Below are 20,731 nucleotides of genomic sequence, written 5' to 3' on the forward strand. Positions count from 1 at the left end.
CTGCTTGGCTAGCCGCCGGTACACGGTGATGGCCTCGGTAACGACCTCGAGTGCTTCTTCGTACCGTCCCAGGATGCCGAGACGGCCCGCGAAGGCGTTCAGGTATAAGCCTAGCTTGCGGTCATCCAGGCCCGGATTGTTCTCAACGGCTTGCCGCTGACGGTCAACCAACATTTCGGCAACCGTCGCCGCGGCCTCGGCGTGAATCTGACTCCGCTCTGGGAACGCTACGTTCATACGCTCCAAAAGCGAGGTATCCACGCTGTTGTTGGCGGTGATCTGGTCGATAGCTCGTACCAGCGGCAGCGGTGCCTCCACCTGTGTTGCGACGTCAATCACCGCCACCGCCAGTGTGTCTGCATGCTCGACACACCACTGCGTCACCTGGTTGCCGACACGAGCGCTGAAAACGGTGTGTGCCGCCGCTCGAGTGCACACCGTCAAGAGCCGCTTGGCTTCCTCTGCATCGACCTGTGCCGCCAGACTTTCCACGACACAGGTGCGTCCGGTGTCCATGATTGAGCGGCCGACCAGTCGCTCAACCAACCGGTCCGGTACCAGTCCTACGAACGTGCCGTCATCATCGGTGGGGTACACGCTCAACAGCCACGTGCGTGTCGCAGTCTGCCGGTCCGCAGACTGATCGGCCAGTCCCGGCACTCGCGCCACCACGGCGCCGATGTCGTCGACAGTGTTTGGTCCTAGTGCTGCGGTGGCGATCACGAGATCCGTCAATGTCGCCAAGGTCAATCCCGGTAGTAATCCCTGGGCGGTCGCGGTGGACTTCCAGTATCCCCGCTCATGAGTCAGCACACGGTCCTCAGGCCCTGTCGAGTCTGGTGCGGTTTGAAGATCGACGGGGCTGGAGGCTGCTGCGTCGATCAGGTCTGCAAGGGCGGTCATCTGGACTGCCAGCACAGTCGAGGGGACGTCAGCCGGTTCGGGCAATGTGGCTGCAATCTCAGTCCACGGCTGGTCCGATAGGCTTGGCACCGCGCGCAGCGCAGTCGCGAACGCGGTTACTGCCGCCTGATAGGTCAGGGCGCGTGCCTGCGGAGTCGTATCCAGGGCTGGCAGCGATTGACGCCGGACCAGCTCTGCGATGTCGCGGACGGTGTCTCCGCCGGTCGCGGTCAGCTCGTCCCACCACGCACCCGCGGTTCGGGCCAGCAACAGCACCTTCACTGCCTCGGTCGAACCGACTCGAGACAGCGCGGTGAACAGGGCGGTGAGCTGCTCTGCCCGGTTCTCCGCGTAGTCCACCACGACCAGCGTCGCCGACGACAGCGCCGCCAGCACACCAATACTCGCGACATCCGCACTGGGGTTCAGCCAGGCCGTTGCCCACGCCGAGCCTTTTTCCTCCAGTTGGGTAGCGAATTCGTGTGCGAGCCGTGTCTTGCCTTGGCCACCCGGGCCGTGCAGTAGCCACACCCCGACACCGGGCTTTGCCGCCCACGCATGCATGTCATCCAGGACCTCGTCCCGGCCGCGGAACGGGACCACCGCACGGTGCGCGGTCAGCAACGCCGCCGGCGACCGGACTGGCTGTCCCGCCGACACGTGACTTCTGGCATCGGACAGAGGCTGGAGTTCGATAGCTTCACATCGCGGTGCGTCTCCGCTCGCATGTTCGGCCAGCGCGGTCACGAATGTCTTGTCGTGGAGCAGGACGTAGGCGGGCACTGCCTCCAGCGCCGCGTGCTGTCGGTTGGCGGGGTCGACAGCGACGACTCCGCAGAGCAGGTCGCCACTGAACACTGCAGCGCCGGACATCCCCGCCCATGGCGAGTTGCCCTCGGGCGGGAACAGGTCGAGTTCGATCTGGTATCGGTCGGCGATGATCCGGCTGCCTGGGTTGAGGGTGCCGGTGACCTGGCTGGTATCGGGTGGCTGTGCGTCGCGTTGGACGATCTGCGGTCTTCCCCAGACCTGGCAGGGGATTCCGGGCTGGTAGGTAACGGTGCGCCCCCATGCGATCCAAGTGTCGGGTAGTGGTGTCCAAGTCGGATCGTCGATCAGCACCAGCGCGGCGTCATCGCGTCCTGCCGGGGTTCCGCACCACACCGGGCGCGCTGTGGCGGTGCCGCGTCCGCCGGGGCGGAACACCGTCACCGATGCCTCAAGAGCGGTGACGACGTGGGCCGAGGTCAGCACCAACTGTGGCGCGATGACGTAGCCCGAGCCCTGACCCCCGGGGCCGGACACGGCCACAACCCGCTCTCGCTCCACCTTCAAGCCCTCCCTTTGACCTCTAATCGGTCAGCGACCGATGTGCCCGGTAACGTCACCAGGACCGTCCTCGCCGCCGGCTTTGCTCGACACGATCAAGTCGCCGCCGCCCGGTTTACGCGGGTTCAACGTCACCGTGACTTTGTGCTTGGTCGTCTGGGACACGCCAGCTTCAGCGTCGGCTGACACGACCCACGCCTTGAATCCTGCCTTGGCCTTGGCGTCCTTGCGTAATTCAACAGCGAACTCCAGCTCGATCGGCCCCACTGCGAACTCGACCTCGGTGGTGGCGGCGCGGTCGGCGGCGTCCAGCAGTTCGTCTCGTAGGGCTGCGACAGCGTCCCCTAACTCGATGTCCATGACCACTAGTGTCGTCCCAGCGGGTCGGCGCGCTACACCGACGTCGCAGGAGGCACATCGGATAGAGCCAAACGATGCACCCAATCGAACGCGGGAATCAGGTTGATCTTGGTCCACACTTCGGTCCACGAACTGGTGCTCAGCTACGCCGAGCACGCCCAGTTTGCCGCCCAGAATGCGCTGAATGCCCAGGTCGCCGACTATCCGCACGGCAGCGCTGGAACTTGTAAACAGAAGGTCAGGGGTTCGAACCCTCGTTAGCGGCCCTCGGGCGCAAGGCTGTCGCCATGTCCACTGCGCGTGTCGGGTGCCGCCACGGTCGAGGTCTGCGGAGGGTAGAAGTCGCGCGACACGATCATGTCGTTACAAGGCCTGCGTGAGCGGCGAGTGCGAGAGGTGAACTTCGGCAGGCTCATGCTCGACTCCGCGATGGCTCGCAATCGTGGCTCACGGCCAGGTCCACGAACTCGTCTAGTTTTGCGCTGAGCTCTCGTACTTAATTGGCTTCATGATAAATGTGCGACGCGTGCAAAGTGTGCGATTACTGCGAGTGTGGAAACCGGTTCTCTTGAGTTTTCGGGTTCAATTTGGTCATTTTCAGTTATGGTCCATCTCAAGGGGAACGACTGGCTGCTCGCGGGAATTTGAGTGCTTTAGTGCGCCCAGGTTCGCGGGTAATTACTCGGCCTGGTCGTCAATGAACTGGGATCGACACGAACGGGATTGTCATGACGGCCGAGAAGATCAAGAAACCTCCGCTCGGTGTAGCGCTGAAAGAAGATATCGAGGAACTCTCCGGTGGTCGGCAGCCCTTCCGGGCTCGCGTTCGCTGGAAGGACCCGGCGACCGGGAAGCGTCCGTCGCTGTCGAAGTCGCACATCACATATGAAGCCGCCGTCGAGTGGATCGCCGACATGCGCCGTGCAGCGGCTGGTGGACTCGATCCTGCCATTGCGGACATGAGTCTGGCTGAGTACGGCAACTCCTCTATGGAGCTCGCACTGCGAGGGCTGGAGCTCAAGACTCTCGACCCCTACCTCGCGGGATGGCGCAAGCGAGTCGTCCCCACCCTGGGGCACATCCCCGTACGCATGATCACCTACGGCGTTGTCGACCGCGCTGTCCTGGGTTGGATCAGCGACGGACTGGGAAAGTCTGTTATCAAGAACAGCATCTCGGTCCTGGTACGGGTAATGGACCAAGCGAGGCGGGACGACCTCATTCAGCGGAATCCCGCTCAGATCACCGGATGGCAACGCCAGTTTCATCAGGCCGAGGACGAGCTCGATGACCCGCGCGCGCTTGCCCTTCCGGACTGGGCCACACTCTCCCGGCTTGCCGATGCGCTCGTCGAGGTGTCGCACGGGCAGTACATCGGCTGGGGTGAGGTCGTCCTCTTCGCAGGATGTACCGGAGCGCGAATTGGCGAGATCTCCGGTTGCAGGGTTGGCGACATCGACCGGAAAGACTGGATCTGGAAGCTGCGACGCCAGACCACGCCCAGTCCTGGCGGTCTGATGGACAAGGGCACGAAGGGCAAGCGAGCCCGGGATGTGCCAGTGATCGAGGAGATTCGCGAGCTCGTCGAACGGCGCATCACCTTGACCGACGGGACCAAGGAAGCGCGGCTGTTCACCGGGCCGAAAGGTGGGCGAATCACGACCGCGGTTCTCCGTGATGCCACCTCGTGGGATCAGGTCGTGACCAAGCTTGGCTTCGAGCACCTCCGCCGGCACGACCTCCGGCATACGGCGTTCACCTGGTTTGCCGATGCCGGAGTCCCGATTCATCACCTCCAGAAGATCGCCGGTCATGGCCAGATCTCCACAACCCAGCGGTACCTGCACCCGAGCCGCCAGACCGTGACGGACGCCGGCGAGCTGCTCTCGAACTACCTTCAGATTCAGGAGGCAGAGAACTCGGCCGTTCTCGCAAGGTCGAAGCTCGAGCCGTCTGCCGAACTGTTCGATCTGGCGTCGGCCCGGCCGGGGGAGCGTGCTCGTGCGGTCGCCAGGGGACACCTCCGTCGGACAGGCCAGCTTCCGAATGTGCCCGAGCTCGTCGAGTTGGCGCGAGTCTCGCGCGGGACTGCCTTTACTGCGTTGAGGGAAGTTCGCGAGCGACCTGCGATGTGAGAGGGAAGTCTTTGTGGACCAGATCTGGTCCACAAAGACTTCAGCTCAAGATCATCGCCGCGACTTTTGAACTGAACAAGAAAGAGCCCCTGACCTGTACCTGAGGTACAAGCCAGGGGCTTCGTCTTCCGGTCGGGCTGACAGGATTCGAACCTGCGACCCCTTGACCCCCAGTCAAGTGCGCTACCAAACTGCGCCACAGCCCGGACCCGTACTCCGTGGAGTGCGATGTGAGTACTTTAGCGGGTCCCGGATACGGGCTTGCAACCAGGGGTCACTGTGTGTCTGAGCTGCGGAAACGGACCGTGAGGGCCGCCCTGCCGCAATCAGGCGGCCCTCACGGAGTCACTGTGGGTTGTCGGCGTGCGTGAGGGTCTGCCACGAGACGAACAGGCTGTTGGTGCCCGCCGGCCGCTGGCGCAGGGTGAGTGCCTCGGTGTTGCTCATGGTGAGCCCGAGGCGGGTGTGGAGGTGGTTGTAGCCGACCTCGGTGACCGGGCCGAGGCCGAGCTTCAGGCTGCCGCCGCACAGCCACGACGGGACAGCCGCGCCCATCTGGTACTTCGCGTGGAAGCCGAGGCCCTCGCGGAGGCGGTCGGCGATCTCGGGGTAGAGGTCCTGGCCCTGGATGCGGGTGGTCTCAGCGAAGTTCGCGATGGCGGCGAGGCCATAGCCGGTGTGGGTGAAGTCCCGGCACGTCTCCTGCGAGAGACCGTTGACGAACGTCGTCTGGCCTTGCCAGTACTTCACGATCTTGTCGCGGGTGTCGAGGCCGCTGCCGGGCGCGGTCTTCGGGAGCGCGCCGTCGCCGGTGAGGTAGAGGTAGGCGGGGACGCGGGTGCGGAACTTCGCCACAGCCTTGTCGTAGCTCGCTTTGTCGTCGAGGAACACGGCGATGCCGATCGCTGCCTCGGTCATGCTGAGCTCCCAATTCCCGTTACTGTGACTGCCGTTGATCACCTTGGGCAGGTACACGTTCCGGAGCATGGTGCCGAAGCGGCCGGAATTCGGCCAGCTCGTGTAGGTGTGCTTGATGATTTCCGCCGCGCGCGGCCACGACGACGCCGACCAGGCCGATTGCAGGGGCGCGTTGCTGTTCGTGTGATCTTTCAATACCGCGGACCAGGCGTCCATGATCTCGATCGCCTTGGTCGCGTATTTCGCGTCGCGGGTGATGTACCACGCGAGAGAAAGGGAGTACGCGGCGATCGCGTCTTGTCGTTCATCGGTACAGCCGAGATTCGGCTTCGAATAGGGACCGCATTCGACGACGGCGCGTGGTTTCGGTGACCGGGACAGTGAGGCGTACGGGCTCGACATCATCGCGTCGTAGGCCTGTTTCCACGGTTGCGCGCCGGCCTGGACCTTGGTGCGCACGAAGTCCAGTTGCGGTCGGCTGACCAGCACGCCGGGGTGGGTGAAGGTGGCCGGCGCGGACTGGGCCGGGGCGCTGAAAAGGCCCAGTGTCAACGGGACGAGCGTGGCCAGGGCGAACAGTTTCTTCGGTAGGGACATGGTTCTCCTCGGGCGGGTGTGAGCCAGGTCACCGGCGGCGTGCGATTCAGTGTCATGGTCTGAACCAGTTGCGTCAAGACCTTAATTCGCCTCGAAAAGAAAGAAATCCGTCGTTGTTCAGCGGGCTGAACAAAGGTGTTCAGCCCGCTGAACGAATCAGTGTCGCCAAGGGGCGACGAAAGCCGGGCTCCCGACCGGATAAGTGCCGATCAGGCGCCAGGTCGCGAGGTCGTACGCGCGGATCGCGTCATCGCTCTGCGAAGCGACATAACAATGCTCGCCGACGATGGAGAAATGCCGGGGCCACTCGCCGGTCCCATGGTCGGCGACGGCCTTCGGGAGGACACCGTCGAAAGCGAACTCCGTGATCTTCTCGGGGCCCCGGTTCGAGAGGTACAGCCGGTCGCCGTGCAGGGTGAGCTGGCCTGGGAGATTGTCACCACCGGGAGCGAGCGTCGCGGGAGTGGAGTTTTCGACGGAGAACGTGCCCGGTGGCTCTTCGCGCACTGTCAGCAGCGAGGCGGCCAGTTCTCCGACGACGTACGCGTGATTCGTGCCGGGGCGCCGGACCAGCTGGCGGGGGCCGGTCCCGGCGGGCAGCGTCGACACCGACAGCGGGATCAGCTCGCCTTCCTCTCCGAGGCGGTAGCTGCGGATCTCGTCGGTACCGAGATCGACCGCGCTGACCAGCGTGCCGGTCTCGTCGACCACGGCCATGTGCACATGAGCCGCCTCCTGCCGGTCGGCGACGGGGCCGGTGCCTTCGTGCTGGACGAGTGCCGTGCGCACGGTGGGTATCCCGTCCGGCCCCAGCGCGAACGCGGCCAGGCTGCCGCCGCTGTAGTTGGCGCACAACAGGAACCGGCCGTCGGGAGTGATCGCCAGATGGCAGGGATCCGCCCCGCCGGTCGGGAGCGAGTTCAGGAGTTCCAAGGTGCCGTTTTCGGCGACCGCCACGGTGCTGATCGCGCCTTCGGCCGTCTCGTTCACGGCGTAGAGAACCGGAAGCGTGGGATGCGGGGTCAGCCAGCTCGGTGAGTCGAGTTCGAGCGAGCCCGCCGGAGTCAGCTCCCCGGTCCGCCCGTCGCGCCAGAAGGTCCCGATTCCCTCGCCGTTCCCGTTGCTCGCGGCGGTGTAGGAGCCGACCACGAGCAGAGTCCGGTCATCGTTCGCAGTAGTCACGAAGCCCACTGTGCAGCAAGCCGAGGTGGAGGAGAACCCCCTTTGATCACATCCCGTGCGACGAAGGACTCGGTTCGGATCGTGGGTGGTGAGGACGGGTCAGAACCGTCCTCACCACCCGCGAGCCGTTACTTCAGTGAGTTGTCCACTGTGGTCATGAGCGCGCCGGTGTCACCGGACATCTCCCATGCCATGACTCCGAGCAGTCCCTTGGACTTGAGCCAGGCGACCTTCTGCTGGATGGACCAGGCGTCGTCGAAGGTCCACCATTGTCCGCCGTTGCCCGTGTAACACGCCGTGGCCACGGCCGCGGTGTCGTGCTGGACGGTGCAGTTCGGGACACTGGCCAAGAGATTCGCGTAGCCACGAGTACCTGCTTCCTCGGCGAACTGGCCTGGCGCGGCGCCTGTCGCGCTTTGCCATTCGCCCTTCTTGCCGCCGTCCGCGACCCCTTGCCAGCCTCTCCCGTAGAAGGCGAGCCCGAGGGTCAGTTTCCGTGGATTCGCCCCGGCGCTGGTGTAGGCGTTGATCGCCGACTCGACACTGAACTTGAACTTGTACGGATCGTCCGCGTCGGCGTAGAGGTTCCCTTGGTGACCGGTCATGTTCGGCTCCCACGAGTTGTCGCTGCCCGAGCCGTGGAAGTCGTAGCCCTGCACGTTGGCGACGTCGAGGTAGTCGAAGATCTTCGGGATCTCCCAGCCGCCGCTCACCTTCGCCGGGTCGGCGGGGGTGAACGCCTGAAGCTCGTACCGCTTGCCGGTGGTCGCGCCGTAGGCGTCCATCTGCGTGCGGAACTCGGCCAGCAGGGCGGTCAGGTTCGTCTTGTCGTTGGCGCTCCAGTGGTTCCCGGGGTGCCCGTCGGGACTGCCCGGCCACTCCCAGTCGATGTCGATGCCGTCGAAGATGCCCGCGGCCGTGCCCGGCCCGCCCGCACCGCCGTACGCCTTCACGTTCCCCTTCAGGTACGTGTCGATGCACGACGCGACGAACTTCTGCCGCGACGCGGCGGTGGCCGCGACGTCGGAGAAGTACTTCGAGTAGGTCCAGCCACCCAAGGAGATGAGCACCTTCAGGTTCGGGTACTTGGCCTTGAGCTTCTTCAGCTGGTTGAAGTTACCGCGCAACGTCTCCCAGCCGGTGTCGCCGACACCGTCGACGGACTGGGACGCGGACATCGGCCGCGAGTAGTCCGCTTCCGCGTCGCCCGCGCCGTCACCCTGGTTCGGGTCCTGGGGATTCGACGTCGTTCCCTTGGTGACACCCGAAAGACAGGTGTGGTTGACCGGGTCGATGTTCCCGAAGGCGTACAGCAGATGGGTCAGCTTGGCGGCCGATCCGTTGGACACCAGGTTCTTGACGAAGAACTGGCGGCCGTAGATGCCCCACTGGACGAAATAGCCGACCCGGGCGTACCCGTTGACGATGTCGCCGGTGCGAGCGCTGACGGCGGCGCTCGCCGCGGAGACGTTGTCGTACCCGTCACGGGCCTTGACCGTGAAAGAGTACGAAGTGGACGGTGAAAGCCCGCTCACCGTCGCGGTCGTCCCGGTCACCGTGGTGGCGAGATTCGCGCCGTTGTAGACGTCATAGGAGACGACGCCGGTGTTGTCGGTCGACGCGCTCCAGGCCAGGGCGACGGAACTCGAAGTGACCGCGGTCGAGCGGAGGTTCGACGGCGCGGTCGGCGCCTGGGTGTCGTCACCCGGGTTGTTGGTGGTCACCGCCAAGGCGGGGGTGGGCGGGGATTTGGCGTCCTTGCGGTCCTTGGCGATGACGGTGAAGCTGTAGGCCGTGTTCGGCGTCAGCCCGGTGATCCTCGCTTCGGTGCCGGTGACCGAGGTCGCCAGGGTAGTGCCCTGGTAGACGTCGTAGCCGGCGACGGGCAGGGAGCCCGGTGCCGAGGCGTTCCAGGCCAGTGCGGCGGTCGTGGTCGTCTTCGCCACGAGGCGCAGGTTGGCCGGGGTGGCAGGCGGCGCGTCGCCCGTACCGTCGCAGTTGGCGTCGTCGATCCGGCAGGTGCTCGGGGTGACCCCGGAACTGAGCTGGAACGACGGGCTGTACGGATAGGTCGAGCGGCCCGGCCCGAGTGACTTGATGTAGAACGCCGGGGTGAGGGTGACCTGGTTGCCCGCTTGGGAAACGGTGGCGTGGGAGCCGCTCGTGGCGGTCACGCCGGCGGGAACGGTGAAGGTGATGGACCAGTCGGCGACGGTTTCGCTGCTGGGGTTGGTGACGGTGTACTCACCGGTGTTCCCGGCCAAGGCGAAAGCGGCGCGGAGGCGGCCCGCCGCCAGCGCCGGAGTACCCGCGGCTACGAGGAGCCCGGCAGCGAGGAGTGTCACGGTGAGTGCGCTGAGTAGTCGTTTTCTGATGCGTCTCATGGCGGTTCTCTCCAAAAGAGGCGGCGAGACTGACCTGCTCGGAAATGGCGCGTGTGGTCTAGACCACAGATGAATGTAGCGCGGCACGCATAAAAGGTCTAGACCGATTCGTCGGTCGTGAACCTGTTCGACGCCGAATGCGGACAACAGGTGACACTGACGAAGGCGAAGGGTGGTTCATGAGCACATCCAGGGTGGATCCTGGCGATCTGGAGGACGCGGAGTTGATCGGGAGGTCGGTGACCAGCCCGGACTGGTTCGCCGCGATCTTCGACCGACATGCCGCGCACATCCATCGCTACCTGGTCAGACGCATCGGGCCGGCCGCCGCCGATGATGCCTTGGGGGAGGCGTTCCTGGTGGCCTTCCGCAAACGCGAGGGGTACGACACCGCGCGCCGCGACGCCCGGCCGTGGCTCTACGGCATCGCGACGAATCTGGTGGCACAGCGGCGCCGTGACGAGGTCAGGGAGCTGAAACTGCGGGAAGCGTTGGGCCCGCCGCCCGATGAAGAAGGGCATGCCGAACGTGTCGCCGACCAGGTGACCGCCGGGGCGATGGGGAAGTTGCTCGACGCCGCGCTGGCGGAACTGGCCGACGGTGACCGGGACACGCTCACGCTGTTCGCAGGCGAAGGCCTGAGCTACGAGGAGATCGCCGCCGCGCTGGACATCCCGCTCGGCACCGTTCGCTCGCGGCTCAATCGCGCCCGCCGGAAGGTCCGCGAGGCGCTCGGCCGCCCGGACGCCACGACTTCGAAGGAGATCTTCACCCATGGATGAGTTGCAGCTGATCGCCGAGCGGACCGGCTCGGTGCCTCTCGCGGAATCCGACGCGCTCGGCGCGGCACGCGCGCGTTTGATGGCCGAAATCGCCGCCACCGAAACGGAAAACGTGGCACCGCTGAAGAATCGGCGGCGCTGGGTCTGGACCGGGGTGGGTGCGGCGGGTCTGGCCGCGGCCATCACCGCCGTCGTGGCGCTCGCCCCGGCGGGGATGGAACCGCCCACGGCCGCCGCGGATCCCGTGGCCGTGCTGCGTGCCGCCGCCGCGGCCGCGCTGAAGGCGCCGGACAAGTCGCCGAAACCGGGCCAGTTCGTCTATACGAAGACCAAGCAGTCCGACGGCGTGCGGGAATCGTGGCTTTCGGCGGACGGCACCCACGACGGGTTGATCAAGATGCCGGACGGCAGTGCCGATCTGGTTCCGGGCTGCCGGAACGGGCGCGCGCAGGTGTACAAGGGCGCCGAACCGCTCAAGGGCGTCACGGAGCCGTGCACACCGCGGCCCGGTTACCGGCCGGATCTCCCCACCGACGTGGAGGCGATGTTCGCCCACCTCAACGGCGACAACGCCGACCACAGCGGTGAGAAGGGCGATTACAACGCGATGGGCAATGACGTCTTCGCGCTGGCGAACGAAACCTACCTTCCGGCCGCCGTCCGGGCGGCCCTGTACGGCGCGGCGGCCAAGGTGCCCGGTCTTCGCGCCGTCGACCACGTCAAGGACGCGGCGGGCAGGTCCGGTGTGGGCATCACCTGGCCGCTCAGGCCGGAGGACGACCCCAAGGTGGCGAAACCGACAATGATCGTCTTCGCCGCTGACACGTTCCTGTACCTGGGCGGGAACGGGACAGCCGTGACCGCGTCCGGGGTGGTGGACGCGGTCGGTCAGCGCCCGTAGCGGATCAGCGGCCGGTGAAGGTCGCCTTGCCGGGCCCGTCGGCGAGGAACGACTTCACCGTGCCGCGCAGGTCCTCGGTGTCGAAGAGCCCGGCGGCGATCGTCGTGATGTGTTCGTTCGCCTCGGCGACGCCGCCGTGCTCGTAGTGCTCGAGGACCTTCTTGGTGGCCGCGTGCGCCCGGGTCGGCCCCTGCGCGAGGTCGGTCGCGAAGGCGCGTGCGGCCTCGTCGAAGCCGTCCGCCGGGAGCACCCGGTTCACCACGTTCCAGCGTTCGAGGGTCGCGGCGTCGTAGGTCGCGCCGGTCATCACGAATTCCTTGGCGCGGCCGACGCCCGCCCGGGCGGCGAGCCGCTGTGTGCCGCCCATGGTCGGGGTCAGGCCGACGACCCGCTCGACCAGGCCGAACTTGGCCTTCTCGCTCGCGAGGATGATGTCGCAGGCGACCGCGACTTCGAAGGCCCAGGTCAGGCACAGGCCGTGGGCGGCGAACACGGTGGGGAACGGGAGTGCGGCGATCCGGTCCGGGATCGCCAGCATCTCGTCGAAGAGCACCTTGGCCTCGGCGGCGTCGGTCTGGGCGTCGAACAGGGAGACGTCGACACCACCGCTGACGATCTTGCCTTCGGCCCGGATCAGGGCCGCGCGTGGCGGCGTGGCTTCCAGTTCGCCGATCGTCTCGCCGAGTTCGTCCTGGAGTTCCGCCGTGTAGAGATTCAGGGGCGGCGAAGCGATGGTCAGGACGGCGAGGTCGTCTTCACGGTCGAGGCGGATCGAGGTGGCCAAGGCGGGTTACCTCCCGGTAGGTCGTTTTCCCGTGACCCTAGCCGGAGGTCGCCGCGAGTTCGTCCCATTGCGCCTGTGCTTCTGGTCGCCATTCGACGTGCTTGCGGTGGAAAAGGTCCGCCGCGCGCACGCCGCTCCAACCGTCCGGCAGAAGTTTCAGCGGAAGGCGCGGGTCCAGGAACGGGAAGCTGCGCCATTCGTGGACCAATTCGGTCTGCGCGCGCAAGACACCGTGCTCACCGGACGGATGGGTTCCGGTGAAGCGGTCGATGAAATCCTCGTAGCGGTCCTTCAGATCGCTGAGATCCCAGGACCGGGCGACCATCGTCTCCTGATCGCCGACTTCGCCGTACGCGGCGGTGAAAGACATCGCCTGCGCGTCGAGGCCGAGTTCCTGCACTATCTGCTGGGCTTCCCGCTGACGGCTGAGGTCCGGGCTGACCCAGACTCCCGCCACCGGTGAACCGAAGCCCGCCCACGTCAGGCGGGTGCGCAGCCGGTGCCGGAGATCCCGCTTCGCCTCGGGGACCGACACGATGAGCATCAGCCAGCGGTCGTCCCAGGCCTTCTCCTCGTTACCGAAGGCGTAGATCCGTTCAGCGCCTTCGGTGAGGAGCCGTCTGCCTGGTGGAGTGAGCGACCAGCGCACTCTTCGCCCGACGCGTTCCGAAACGACCCAGCCCTCGGCTGAGGACCGGGCCAGCGCCTGCCGGGCGGACTTCTCCTCGATGTCCAGCACTCGCAGTGCTTCGACCAGCGTCGATGTCCAAATGGATTGGTCACGTGGCAGGACGTACTCGCCGAGGATCGTCATCAGCAGCGACCGCGCGCTGGCATGACTGACTTCGCGCCGCCTGCTCAGCGTCGGCCTGCGGGTACCGCCTTTCTGCTGGTGGACGACGGGGACCGGGGTGGCGGAGTCCGCCATTTGCTGTCACCGACCTCAATGCTCGGGGGATTCGTTCGGGTCCAGAAGAACGTCCAGGCTACCCACGTTCCGTGATCGCTTGGATACTTGCCACTCTTCCGAGGGACCACGAGCTGTTCAATCGGTCCCCGTAGACTTACCGATCTCATGAGCGCCACACTCGTTGCCAAGGATCTCGCCGCCGGCCACGGCGACCGTGTTCTGTTCTCCGGTCTCGACCTGGTCGTCGCCCCGGGCGAAGTGATCGGTCTCGTCGGTGTCAACGGCGCGGGCAAATCGACCCTGCTGAAGACCCTCGGCGGCCTCGTCCCGCCGGAAGAAGGCAGTGTCCGGCTGAACCCGCCCACGGCCACCGTCGGTCACCTCCCGCAGGAGCCGGAACGCCGCGAGGGTGAGTCCGTCCGTGCGTTCCTGTCGCGCCGCACCGGCGTCACCGCCGCGCAAGCCGCGCTCGACGCCGCCACCGAGGCGCTCACCGCGGGTGAACCCGGCGCGGACGACGCCTACGGTGTGGCGCTCGACCGCTGGCTCGCGCTCGGCGGAGCGGATCTGGACGACCGGGCGGGCGAGGTCGTCGCGGACCTCGGGCTCACGGTCAACCTCGACCAGCCGATGCTTTCGCTGTCCGGTGGGCAGGCGGCCCGCGCGGGGATGGCCTCGCTGCTGCTGAGCCGGTACGACATCTTCCTGCTCGACGAGCCGACCAACGACCTCGACCTCGACGGCCTGGAACGGCTGGAGCGGTTCGTGACCGGGCTGCGTGCCGGGACCGTGCTGGTCAGCCATGACCGGGAGTTCCTCGCCCGCACCGTGGACCGCGTCGTCGAACTCGACTACGCCCAGCAGCAGGTGCGGACCTACGGCGGTGGCTACGAGTCGTATCTGGAGGAGCGTGCCGTTGCGCGGCGGCACGCCCGCGAGGAGTACGAGGAGTACGCGAACACCAAGGCCTCGCTCGAAGCCCGTGGCGCGATGCAGCGTTCGTGGATGGAGAAGGGCGTCAAGAACGCCCGGCGCAAGGCCACCGACAACGACAAGGTGGGTCGCAAGTTCCGGAGCGAGGCGACGGAGAAGCAGGCCTCGAAGGCGCGCCAGACCGACCGCATGATCGAACGGCTCGACGTCGTCGAGGAACCGCGCAAGGAATGGGAACTGCGGATGGAGATCGCCGCCGCGCCCCGGGCGGGCGCGGTCGTGGCGACCCTGCGCGGCGCGGTGGTGAGGCGGGGCGGATTCACCCTCGGTCCGGTGGATCTGCAGATCGACTGGGCGGACAAGGTCGCCATCACCGGGGCCAACGGAGCTGGGAAGTCGACCCTGCTCGCCGCCCTGCTCGGCCGGGTGCCGGTCGACGAGGGTGGCGCGTCCCTCGGCTCGGGTGTCGTGGTCGGCGAGGTCGACCAGGCCCGGAAGCTGTTCCTCGGCGACCTCCCGCTCGTCGAGGCCTTCGCCCGCGAGGTCCCGGAACTCGCCGACGCCGACGTGCGGACGTTGCTGGCGAAATACGGGCTGAAGGCCGCGCACGTCCTGCGGTCGGCGGCCACGTTGTCGCCGGGGGAGCGGACGCGGTCGGCGCTGGCGCTGTTGCAGGCGCGCGGGGTGAACCTGCTGGTGCTCGACGAGCCGACGAACCACCTCGACCTGCCCGCGATCGAGCAGCTGGAGTCGGCGCTGTCGGACTATCCGGGGACGCTGCTGCTGGTGACGCACGACCGGCGGATGCTGGACGCGGTGGCGACGACGCGGCGGCTGGAGGTCTCGGAAGGCAAGGTCACCGAGCTCTGAGCGGCCTGCTCCGGATGTCATGAAAGGGGCTTTCAGGACGAAAAACGTCTTGAAAGCCCCTTTCATGACATAGGCGAAGGGGCGGGGCTCAGCCCTTGGTCGCCCCGCCGGTCAGCCCCTTCACGAACTGCTTCTGCAACGCCAGGTAGAAGATCAGCACCGGCAGCGTCGCCAGGAACATCAGCGCGAACACGCTTCCGAGGTCAGCCTGGTACTGGCCGATCGAGCGGTAGATGCCGGTGGTGATCGTGGTTCCCTGACTCGGGCCGAGGATGATCAGCGGGTCGATGAAGTCGTTCCAGATCCACACCCCGAGGAAGATCAGCACGCTCGCGGTGGCCGGGCGCAGCAAGGGGAACACGATCCGCCAGAACACCTGGGCCCGGCTCGCGCCGTCGAGCAGGGCGGCCTCCTCGAGTTCCACCGGCACCCCGCGGATGAACCCGGTGAACACGAAGACGCCGAACGGCACGTAGTACCCGACGTTGAACAGCACCAGGCCCTGCACCGTCGCCATCAACCCGGTCAGCCGCAGCACCTCGGTGACCGGGATCAGGATCACCTGCGGCGGGATCATCAAGCCTGCCAGCAGGATCAGCGCGAGCACCTTGGTCCATCGTCTGTCCGAGCGCGCCAGGTAGTGCCCGAGCATGGCCGTAAGCACCGTCAGCACGATGATGGACAGCAGGGTGACGAGCATGCTGTTCGCCAAGCTCACCCAGAACAGGCCGTCGGGCCGGGTGAGCACGGCGTGGATGTTGGTCAGCGTCGGTGGCAGCGGGACGGACGCCGGCTCCTGGGCGATCAGGTCTCCGGGTTTGAAGACGTTGACGAGCACGTAGTACAGCGGGACGAAGAAGATCGCGCTCGCCAAGATCGCCACGGTGGGCCGCAGCCACGAACCGTCCTTTGTGGTCACAGGTCCACCTCCCGCCGCCGCAGGAAGCGCAGCACGATCGTGGTCAGTGTCGCCACGATCACCAGCATCACCACGGCCATCGCGGACGCGTAGCCGACGTGGTTCGCGTCGAGGCCGGTGGCGAGGACGTTGAACGCGATGGTCGCGGTGGTCCCCGAGCCCGGCCCGCCGTTGGTGACGACCTTGACGTAGTCGTAGGTCTTGAACGCCGAGATCAGCAGGACGACGGTGTTGATGGTCAGCGACGGCGCGAGCAACGGCCAGGTCACTGCGCGGAAGCGCCGCACCGGTCCGGCGCCGTCGATCTCCGCCGCTTCCAGCAGCTCGGCCGGGACGCCTTGCAGGCCCGCGAGATAGACGACCACGCAGAACCCCAGCATCTGCCAGCACACGATCGACGCGACCGAGTACAGCGCGAGGTCCGGGTCCGAAAGCCAGCCCGGCGGATGCTCGACGCCGAGGGCGCGGAGGACGTCGTTGACCGGGCCCCGGTCGTCGAGCAGTTTCGTCCAGACGATGCTGACCACGACCGAGCTGAGGATCACGGGCGTGAAGAACACGCTCCGCAAAGCGTTGTACAGCCAGCCTTTCCGGTCGAGCAGCAACGCGACACCGAGTCCGAGCACGTTCGGCACGACCACCACGATCAGGGTCAGGATCGTGGTGACCCGGAGCGCGGTCAGGAACTGCTCGTCCTGGAAGAGCAGCTTGTAGTTCTCGAGCCCCACGAACTCCGAGGGCGGGTTGAACGGATTGTGGTTCGTCAGGCTGTAGCCGAAGCTGATGAGGATCGGCGCCATGACGAAGCAGAGATAGATGACGACGCCGGGGGCGCCGAACGAGGCGAAATGCCACACCCGCGCCCACACAGGTTTTCTCGCCATCGCGGGGTCAGCGCGCCTTCGCCCACTCGGAGTCCAGGAACGCGCACGCGTCGGCCACAGTCTTGCGGCCGGTGATGACGTCCTGCGCGGCCTGGTAGACCTTGTCCTTCATCCCCGGCAGGAGTCCGTCGTCCGCGGTTTCCCAGCTGAACGCGTTCACGACGGCGTTCTTCGCCACGGCCTCCTGGTAGAGGTCGTAGCCTGCCTTGAAGACCGGGCCGACGTCGGAAGGCGGGGTGTAGCCCTTGATCGCGGGGAACAGGCCGTCGGCCTTGACCGAGGCGTCGATCTGCTCCTTGTCGAGTTGGAACGCGAGCGCGAACTTCCGTGCCGCGTCGAGGTTCGGGGACTTGGCGTTGACCACGATGCCGCCGCCGGTATAGGCGGGAACGACGAGTTTCCCGTCCTCGGAGGGGAAATTGAAGACACCGATCTCGAACGACGGCTTCTTCGCGTCGGCGCTGGCGGCGAACCAGTTGCCCATGGGGTACATCGCGCCTTCGCCGTTGAGGAAGGCCGCCTCGGTCGCCGAGTAGTCGCGCGAGACCTGGGTCTTGTCGACGTAGCCCTTGGCGACCAGGTCGGCGAACTTGCCGAACGCCTGCTGGAAGGCAGGGTCGGCGAACTTGACCTTGTCGGCCCGGCGCTGGGAAAGCCAGTCCGGGGTCTTGCCGTAGACCTCGACGCTGACCAGGCCGTCCAGCAGCATCGCGGACGGGAACCCCTCCTTGCCGCCGCCGATGGTGAACGGCGTGACGCCCTTCGCCTTCAGCTTCTCCGACGCGGCGAGCAGTTCGTTCCAGGTCGACGGCGCCGCTGTGATCCCGGCGTCGGCGAAGAGCTTCTTGTTGTAATAGATCGGCGGGATGGTCTGGGTGTTGGCGGGCAGCTGGTGGTGTCCGCCCTTGATCGGGTTGGCGCCGGGGAACTGGAAGTCCTTGAGCTCCTCGGGTGTCCACGCGTAGAGGTTGCCCGATTCGGCGAATCCGGCCGAGTCGACGGCGATCGCGACGTCGGGGAACTGACCGGATTGCAGGAGCTGCTTGGCGTAGCCGGTGCGATCGGTGGACGGGGCGACCAGCTTCTTCACCCTGACGCCGGGATTCCGCTCCGTGACGCGCTTGATGGCGGAGTCCCAATAGGACGGTGGCAGATTCGGCGTTTCGAACGTCAGGAAAGTGATCTCGCCGTCGGAGGCACTCGTCCCGCCGCCGACCGTGCAGCCGGTGAGACTCGCGGCGAGGAGTAGCGCCGCTCCCAACGCGAAGGACCTTTTCATGCCCCAGTCACCCCTTCTCGCGGCGTCGCACAGACGACGGCATTCGATCGGATGTCTAAGGCGATGTCAAGCGGTCGGATGCGTCGTTTGGCGGCGAAATGGGGTCATACATCTGATCTATTCTGGCACTCAGAGCCTCGCGAGCCGGATCACCGCGCTGGCGAAATCGCCGTCCGGCAGGCCTGGGAACAGGCCGTGTGCCAGCAGCGCGGCGCCGTGCCGGACCTGTCCGGTGTCCTCGTCGCGGTACCGGGCGGAGGGATCGAGGCCGTCGAGCCGGATCGGTCGTTCGTGAGTGTGGAAATGTGCCGCTTGCCGGAACACGAACACCACCGTGCGCCCACCGTCGTCCGCCACGTACTGCACCGCGGACACGCCATCGGTGGCGGGCGGCACCAGCCGGTGGAGCCTGCCGTGCTGGACGACCGGCCGGATCTCCTTGTACAGCGCGATCTGTTCGCGCGCGTAGCCGAGGTCCCCCTCGGACCACTCGACGATGTCGCCGCCGATGCCGAGCACCCCCGCCATCGCCACATGGAACCGGAAACGCAGCGGGGTGGACCGGCGGGTGACGAAGTTGGGATCGTCGGTGACCCACGCCGACATCGCGCGCGCCGGGTACACCTGGCCGTAGCCGTGCTGGATGACGAGCCTGTCGAGCGCGTCGGTGTTGTCGGAGGTCCAGACCTGGTCCGTCCTGGCCATGACGCCGAGGTCGATCCGCCCGCCGCCGCCGCTGCACGCCTCGATCCGCAACCCGGGATGGGCCGCGCGCAAGCGGTCCATGATCCCGTAGACCGCGCGGGTGTGCTCCACCCAGAGCCGGTCCTGGTCGCCGTCGCCAGGCCAGCCCGCCTCGCTGAACGGGCGGTTCATGTCCCATTTCAGGAAATCGATCCCGTGCTCGCCGACGAGAGCGTCGAGCGTGTCGAACGCCCATTGGGCGACGTCCGGGCGGGCGAAATTGAGCACCAGTTGCCGTCGCAGCTCCGAGCGTGTCCTCTGTGGATGGTGCAGGACCCAGTCCGGGTGCGCGCGGTACAGCTCGCTGTCCGGGTTGACCATCTCGGGTTCGACCCAGAGCCCGAACTTCATGCCCAGCCGGCGCACTTCGGCGACCAAGGGTTCGAGGCCATCGGGGAACTTGTCTCGATTGACGTGCCAGTCACCGAGGCCGGCGTGGTCACCGTCGCGGGCGCCGAACCAGCCGTCGTCCATCACGAACAGTTCGACACCGAGTGCCGCGGCCTTCTCGGCCAGCTCGCGTTGCCCGGCCTCGGTGACGTCGAAACCCGTTGCCTCCCAGGAGTTGTAGAGCACCGGCCGGAGTTCGCCGGGATGCGGGAGGACGTGGTCGAGGGTGTACGCGTGCCAGGCGCGGCTCGCGGCGCCGAACCCGCCGTCGGTGTACAGCCCGGCGAAAACCGGCGTGGCGAGCGTTTCACCGGGGGCGAGCCGGGGGACGACGCCGTCCTGGCCGAAGCCACCGGTGACGGTGAGCCTGCCGGTGGACGAACGGGTGGTGGTGATCCGCCAGGAACCGCTCCACGCGAGCGCGGCGCTGTAGACCTCTCCGTGCCGTTCGGTCGCTTCGCCGTCGTCGAGCATCACCCACGGATTGGCGTGATGGCTGGTGATGCCGCGCCTGCTGCCGAACGTGGTCTCACCGTGGGGGACAGGCTCGCGGAGCAACTGGCTCTCGGCGGCCCAGCGTCCGGTGACGTGACTGATCCGGTAGTCCGGCCGGGGCGGCACGACCCAGGTCGCCGAGTCGGCGCGGATGACCTCGATCGGGCCGTCCGGGCCGTCGTGGGTGAGTTCGGTCCACCGTTCGATGACGTCGGTGCCGGCCGGGACGCGGTAGCCCAGCGTGATCCGCAGAGGGTAGTGGCGATCGCGGAAGTGGACGAGCAGCCGTCCGCCGTCGATGTCGTGGGAGAGGTAGCGCCATTCGAGGGCGCGGGTCCCGTCGGCGAACCGGAGCTGGAGGGCGGGGGTCCAGTAGCGGGTGCCGCCGTCCGCGGCGAGTTCGTCGAGACCCTCGTTGGGATCGTTGAACGCGTCCCAGCGTTCCTTGGTGCTGGGAAGGACGTCGGCGAGCTGGTCCGCGGTGAGCGCCGGGCCCCAGTAGACGTGGGAGGGCGTGTCGTCTTCGGTCAGCCGTAGCGCGTAACTCGTGGCCGCGGTGCGGATGAGCCAGGACCGGGTGCTCGCGTCGTGAACGATCTCTGCCACGCCGCCATCCTGACGTCGAATCCCGGCGGCGGCCAGGTGGCTCCCGCTCGGCGGTACATGAGGTGGTGATCAGAGACGGGACTCGCGTGCGTGAGCACGGGACTCGCGTGCTTGGAGACGGAACTCGCGTGATCAGGGGCCGCACACCCGAGTTCCGGCCCCGAGCACGCGAGTCCCGGGTCCAGTCACGCGAGTTCCGGCCCCGAAGCACGCGAGTCACGGATCGCCGGTCAGCCGCCGACCTTCGCGATCGCCACGATTTTCTCCGGCCGCACCCGCACGATCACCTTTCCCGGTGACGTCGCGTAAGCCATCCAGCCCTCGGTCGCCTCCGGTCCGGCCTCCCCGAGATAACGCTCGGCGATCAGCGACGAACCCGCCCGCACCCCGTCGGGGTCGGAAACGATCTCCGCGACGCCTTCGACG

Annotated in this window: 15 protein-coding genes, 1 tRNA gene and 1 pseudogene; 4 read left to right on the top strand and 13 right to left on the bottom strand. The window is 66.7% G+C overall.

Going from position 1 to position 20,731, the window contains the following annotated elements; translation table 11 throughout:
• Both ACFWMR_RS07470 and ACFWMR_RS07475 read right to left on the bottom strand, forming a co-directional pair.
• Nucleotides 1–2,232, bottom strand: a 2,232-nt coding sequence (locus ACFWMR_RS07470; RefSeq protein WP_378377780.1) for a trypsin-like serine peptidase, incomplete at its 3' end; no start/stop codon positions are given.
• A 30-nt stretch (nt 2,233–2,262) separates the two neighbouring features.
• Entirely contained in the window at nt 2,263–2,592 is a 330-nt protein-coding gene (locus ACFWMR_RS07475; RefSeq protein WP_378377781.1) for a trypco2 family protein, read from the bottom strand.
• 728 nt (nt 2,593–3,320) lie between these two features.
• Between ACFWMR_RS07475 and ACFWMR_RS07480 the strand changes: the two genes are divergently transcribed.
• Nucleotides 3,321–4,727, top strand: a complete 1,407-nt coding sequence (locus tag ACFWMR_RS07480) for a tyrosine-type recombinase/integrase (RefSeq protein WP_378377782.1) — start codon at nt 3,321–3,323, stop codon at nt 4,725–4,727.
• Between the two features lie 132 nt (nt 4,728–4,859).
• Here the strand turns inward: ACFWMR_RS07480 and ACFWMR_RS07485 are convergent.
• The 4 genes from ACFWMR_RS07485 to ACFWMR_RS07500 form a co-directional block, all read right to left on the bottom strand.
• A tRNA-Pro gene (locus ACFWMR_RS07485) sits at nt 4,860–4,933 on the bottom strand.
• Between the two features lie 139 nt (nt 4,934–5,072).
• Nucleotides 5,073–6,242, bottom strand: coding sequence for an alginate lyase family protein (locus ACFWMR_RS07490; RefSeq protein ID WP_378377783.1), 1,170 nt, complete (start codon nt 6,240–6,242; stop codon nt 5,073–5,075).
• A 156-nt stretch (nt 6,243–6,398) separates the two neighbouring features.
• Entirely contained in the window at nt 6,399–7,424 is a 1,026-nt protein-coding gene (locus tag ACFWMR_RS07495) for a lactonase family protein (protein WP_378377784.1), read from the bottom strand.
• Nucleotides 7,425–7,552: 128 nt separating this feature from the next.
• Complete coding sequence (locus tag ACFWMR_RS07500; protein WP_378377785.1) at nt 7,553–9,769, bottom strand: glycosyl hydrolase family 18 protein; 2,217 nt, start codon at nt 9,767–9,769, stop codon at nt 7,553–7,555.
• Between the two features lie 218 nt (nt 9,770–9,987).
• On the opposite strand from ACFWMR_RS07500, the gene ACFWMR_RS07505 reads away from it, so the two are divergent.
• Together ACFWMR_RS07505 and ACFWMR_RS07510 are read left to right on the top strand one after the other, a co-directional pair.
• The gene (locus tag ACFWMR_RS07505) at nt 9,988–10,590 is read left to right on the top strand and encodes an RNA polymerase sigma factor (RefSeq protein WP_378377786.1); all 603 of its coding nucleotides are present in this window, start codon (nt 9,988–9,990) and stop codon (nt 10,588–10,590) included.
• Nucleotides 10,583–11,491 (top strand): CU044_5270 family protein, encoded by a 909-nt coding sequence (locus tag ACFWMR_RS07510; RefSeq protein ID WP_378377787.1) that lies wholly within the window; start codon nt 10,583–10,585, stop codon nt 11,489–11,491. Before ACFWMR_RS07505 ends, ACFWMR_RS07510 begins: the two co-directional genes overlap by 8 nt.
• A 4-nt stretch (nt 11,492–11,495) precedes the next feature.
• Here the strand turns inward: ACFWMR_RS07510 and ACFWMR_RS07515 are convergent, their stop codons facing one another.
• The gene (locus tag ACFWMR_RS07515; RefSeq protein WP_378377788.1) at nt 11,496–12,275 is read right to left on the bottom strand and encodes an enoyl-CoA hydratase/isomerase family protein; all 780 of its coding nucleotides are present in this window, start codon (nt 12,273–12,275) and stop codon (nt 11,496–11,498) included.
• Nucleotides 12,276–12,312: 37 nt separating this feature from the next.
• On the bottom strand, nt 12,313–13,203 hold the full coding sequence (locus tag ACFWMR_RS07520; RefSeq protein WP_093932140.1) for a PaaX family transcriptional regulator: 891 nt from the start codon (nt 13,201–13,203) through the stop codon (nt 12,313–12,315).
• A 147-nt stretch (nt 13,204–13,350) separates the two neighbouring features.
• Between ACFWMR_RS07520 and ACFWMR_RS07525 the strand changes: the two genes are divergently transcribed.
• The gene (locus ACFWMR_RS07525) at nt 13,351–14,988 is read left to right on the top strand and encodes an ABC-F family ATP-binding cassette domain-containing protein (protein WP_378377789.1); all 1,638 of its coding nucleotides are present in this window, start codon (nt 13,351–13,353) and stop codon (nt 14,986–14,988) included.
• 88 nt (nt 14,989–15,076) lie between these two features.
• Here ACFWMR_RS07525 and ACFWMR_RS07530 read toward each other — a convergent pair whose 3' ends face one another.
• The 5 genes and pseudogenes from ACFWMR_RS07530 to ACFWMR_RS07550 form a co-directional block, all read right to left on the bottom strand.
• The gene (locus ACFWMR_RS07530) at nt 15,077–15,907 is read right to left on the bottom strand and encodes a carbohydrate ABC transporter permease (RefSeq protein ID WP_378377790.1); all 831 of its coding nucleotides are present in this window, start codon (nt 15,905–15,907) and stop codon (nt 15,077–15,079) included.
• Nucleotides 15,904–16,791 carry a carbohydrate ABC transporter permease gene (locus tag ACFWMR_RS07535; protein WP_378377791.1) on the bottom strand — a complete coding sequence of 296 codons (888 nt, stop codon included), beginning with the start codon at nt 16,789–16,791 and terminating at the stop codon, nt 15,904–15,906. Before ACFWMR_RS07535 ends, ACFWMR_RS07530 begins: the two co-directional genes overlap by 4 nt.
• 7 nt (nt 16,792–16,798) lie before the next feature.
• The gene (locus tag ACFWMR_RS07540) at nt 16,799–18,070 is read right to left on the bottom strand and encodes an ABC transporter substrate-binding protein (RefSeq protein WP_378377792.1); all 1,272 of its coding nucleotides are present in this window, start codon (nt 18,068–18,070) and stop codon (nt 16,799–16,801) included.
• A gap of 129 nt (nt 18,071–18,199) precedes the next feature.
• Entirely contained in the window at nt 18,200–20,305 is a 2,106-nt protein-coding gene (locus tag ACFWMR_RS07545; RefSeq protein ID WP_378377793.1) for an alpha-galactosidase, read from the bottom strand.
• A 230-nt stretch (nt 20,306–20,535) separates the two neighbouring features.
• Nucleotides 20,536–20,731 (bottom strand): annotated as a pseudogene (locus tag ACFWMR_RS07550) (PPOX class F420-dependent oxidoreductase); the annotation flags it as partial.

The organism is Amycolatopsis thailandensis, assembly GCF_042723255.1.
GTDB lineage: Bacteria > Actinomycetota > Actinomycetes > Mycobacteriales > Pseudonocardiaceae > Amycolatopsis > Amycolatopsis thailandensis.

Excerpts from the sequence above, each read along its gene's own strand:
- ACFWMR_RS07475 (WP_378377781.1), bottom strand. The coding sequence starts at position 2,592 with ATGGACATCGAGTTAGGGGACGCTGTCGCAGCCCTACGAGACGAACTG.
- ACFWMR_RS07525 (WP_378377789.1), top strand. The coding sequence starts at position 13,351 with ATGAGCGCCACACTCGTTGCCAAGGATCTCGCCGCCGGCCACGGCGAC.
- ACFWMR_RS07480 (WP_378377782.1), top strand. The coding sequence starts at position 3,321 with ATGACGGCCGAGAAGATCAAGAAACCTCCGCTCGGTGTAGCGCTGAAA.
- ACFWMR_RS07540 (WP_378377792.1), bottom strand. The coding sequence starts at position 18,070 with ATGAAAAGGTCCTTCGCGTTGGGAGCGGCGCTACTCCTCGCCGCGAGT.
- ACFWMR_RS07505 (WP_378377786.1), top strand. The coding sequence starts at position 9,988 with ATGAGCACATCCAGGGTGGATCCTGGCGATCTGGAGGACGCGGAGTTG.
- ACFWMR_RS07510 (WP_378377787.1), top strand. The coding sequence starts at position 10,583 with ATGGATGAGTTGCAGCTGATCGCCGAGCGGACCGGCTCGGTGCCTCTC.
- ACFWMR_RS07490 (WP_378377783.1), bottom strand. The coding sequence starts at position 6,242 with ATGTCCCTACCGAAGAAACTGTTCGCCCTGGCCACGCTCGTCCCGTTG.
- ACFWMR_RS07520 (WP_093932140.1), bottom strand. The coding sequence starts at position 13,203 with ATGGCGGACTCCGCCACCCCGGTCCCCGTCGTCCACCAGCAGAAAGGC.
- ACFWMR_RS07535 (WP_378377791.1), bottom strand. The coding sequence starts at position 16,791 with ATGGCGAGAAAACCTGTGTGGGCGCGGGTGTGGCATTTCGCCTCGTTC.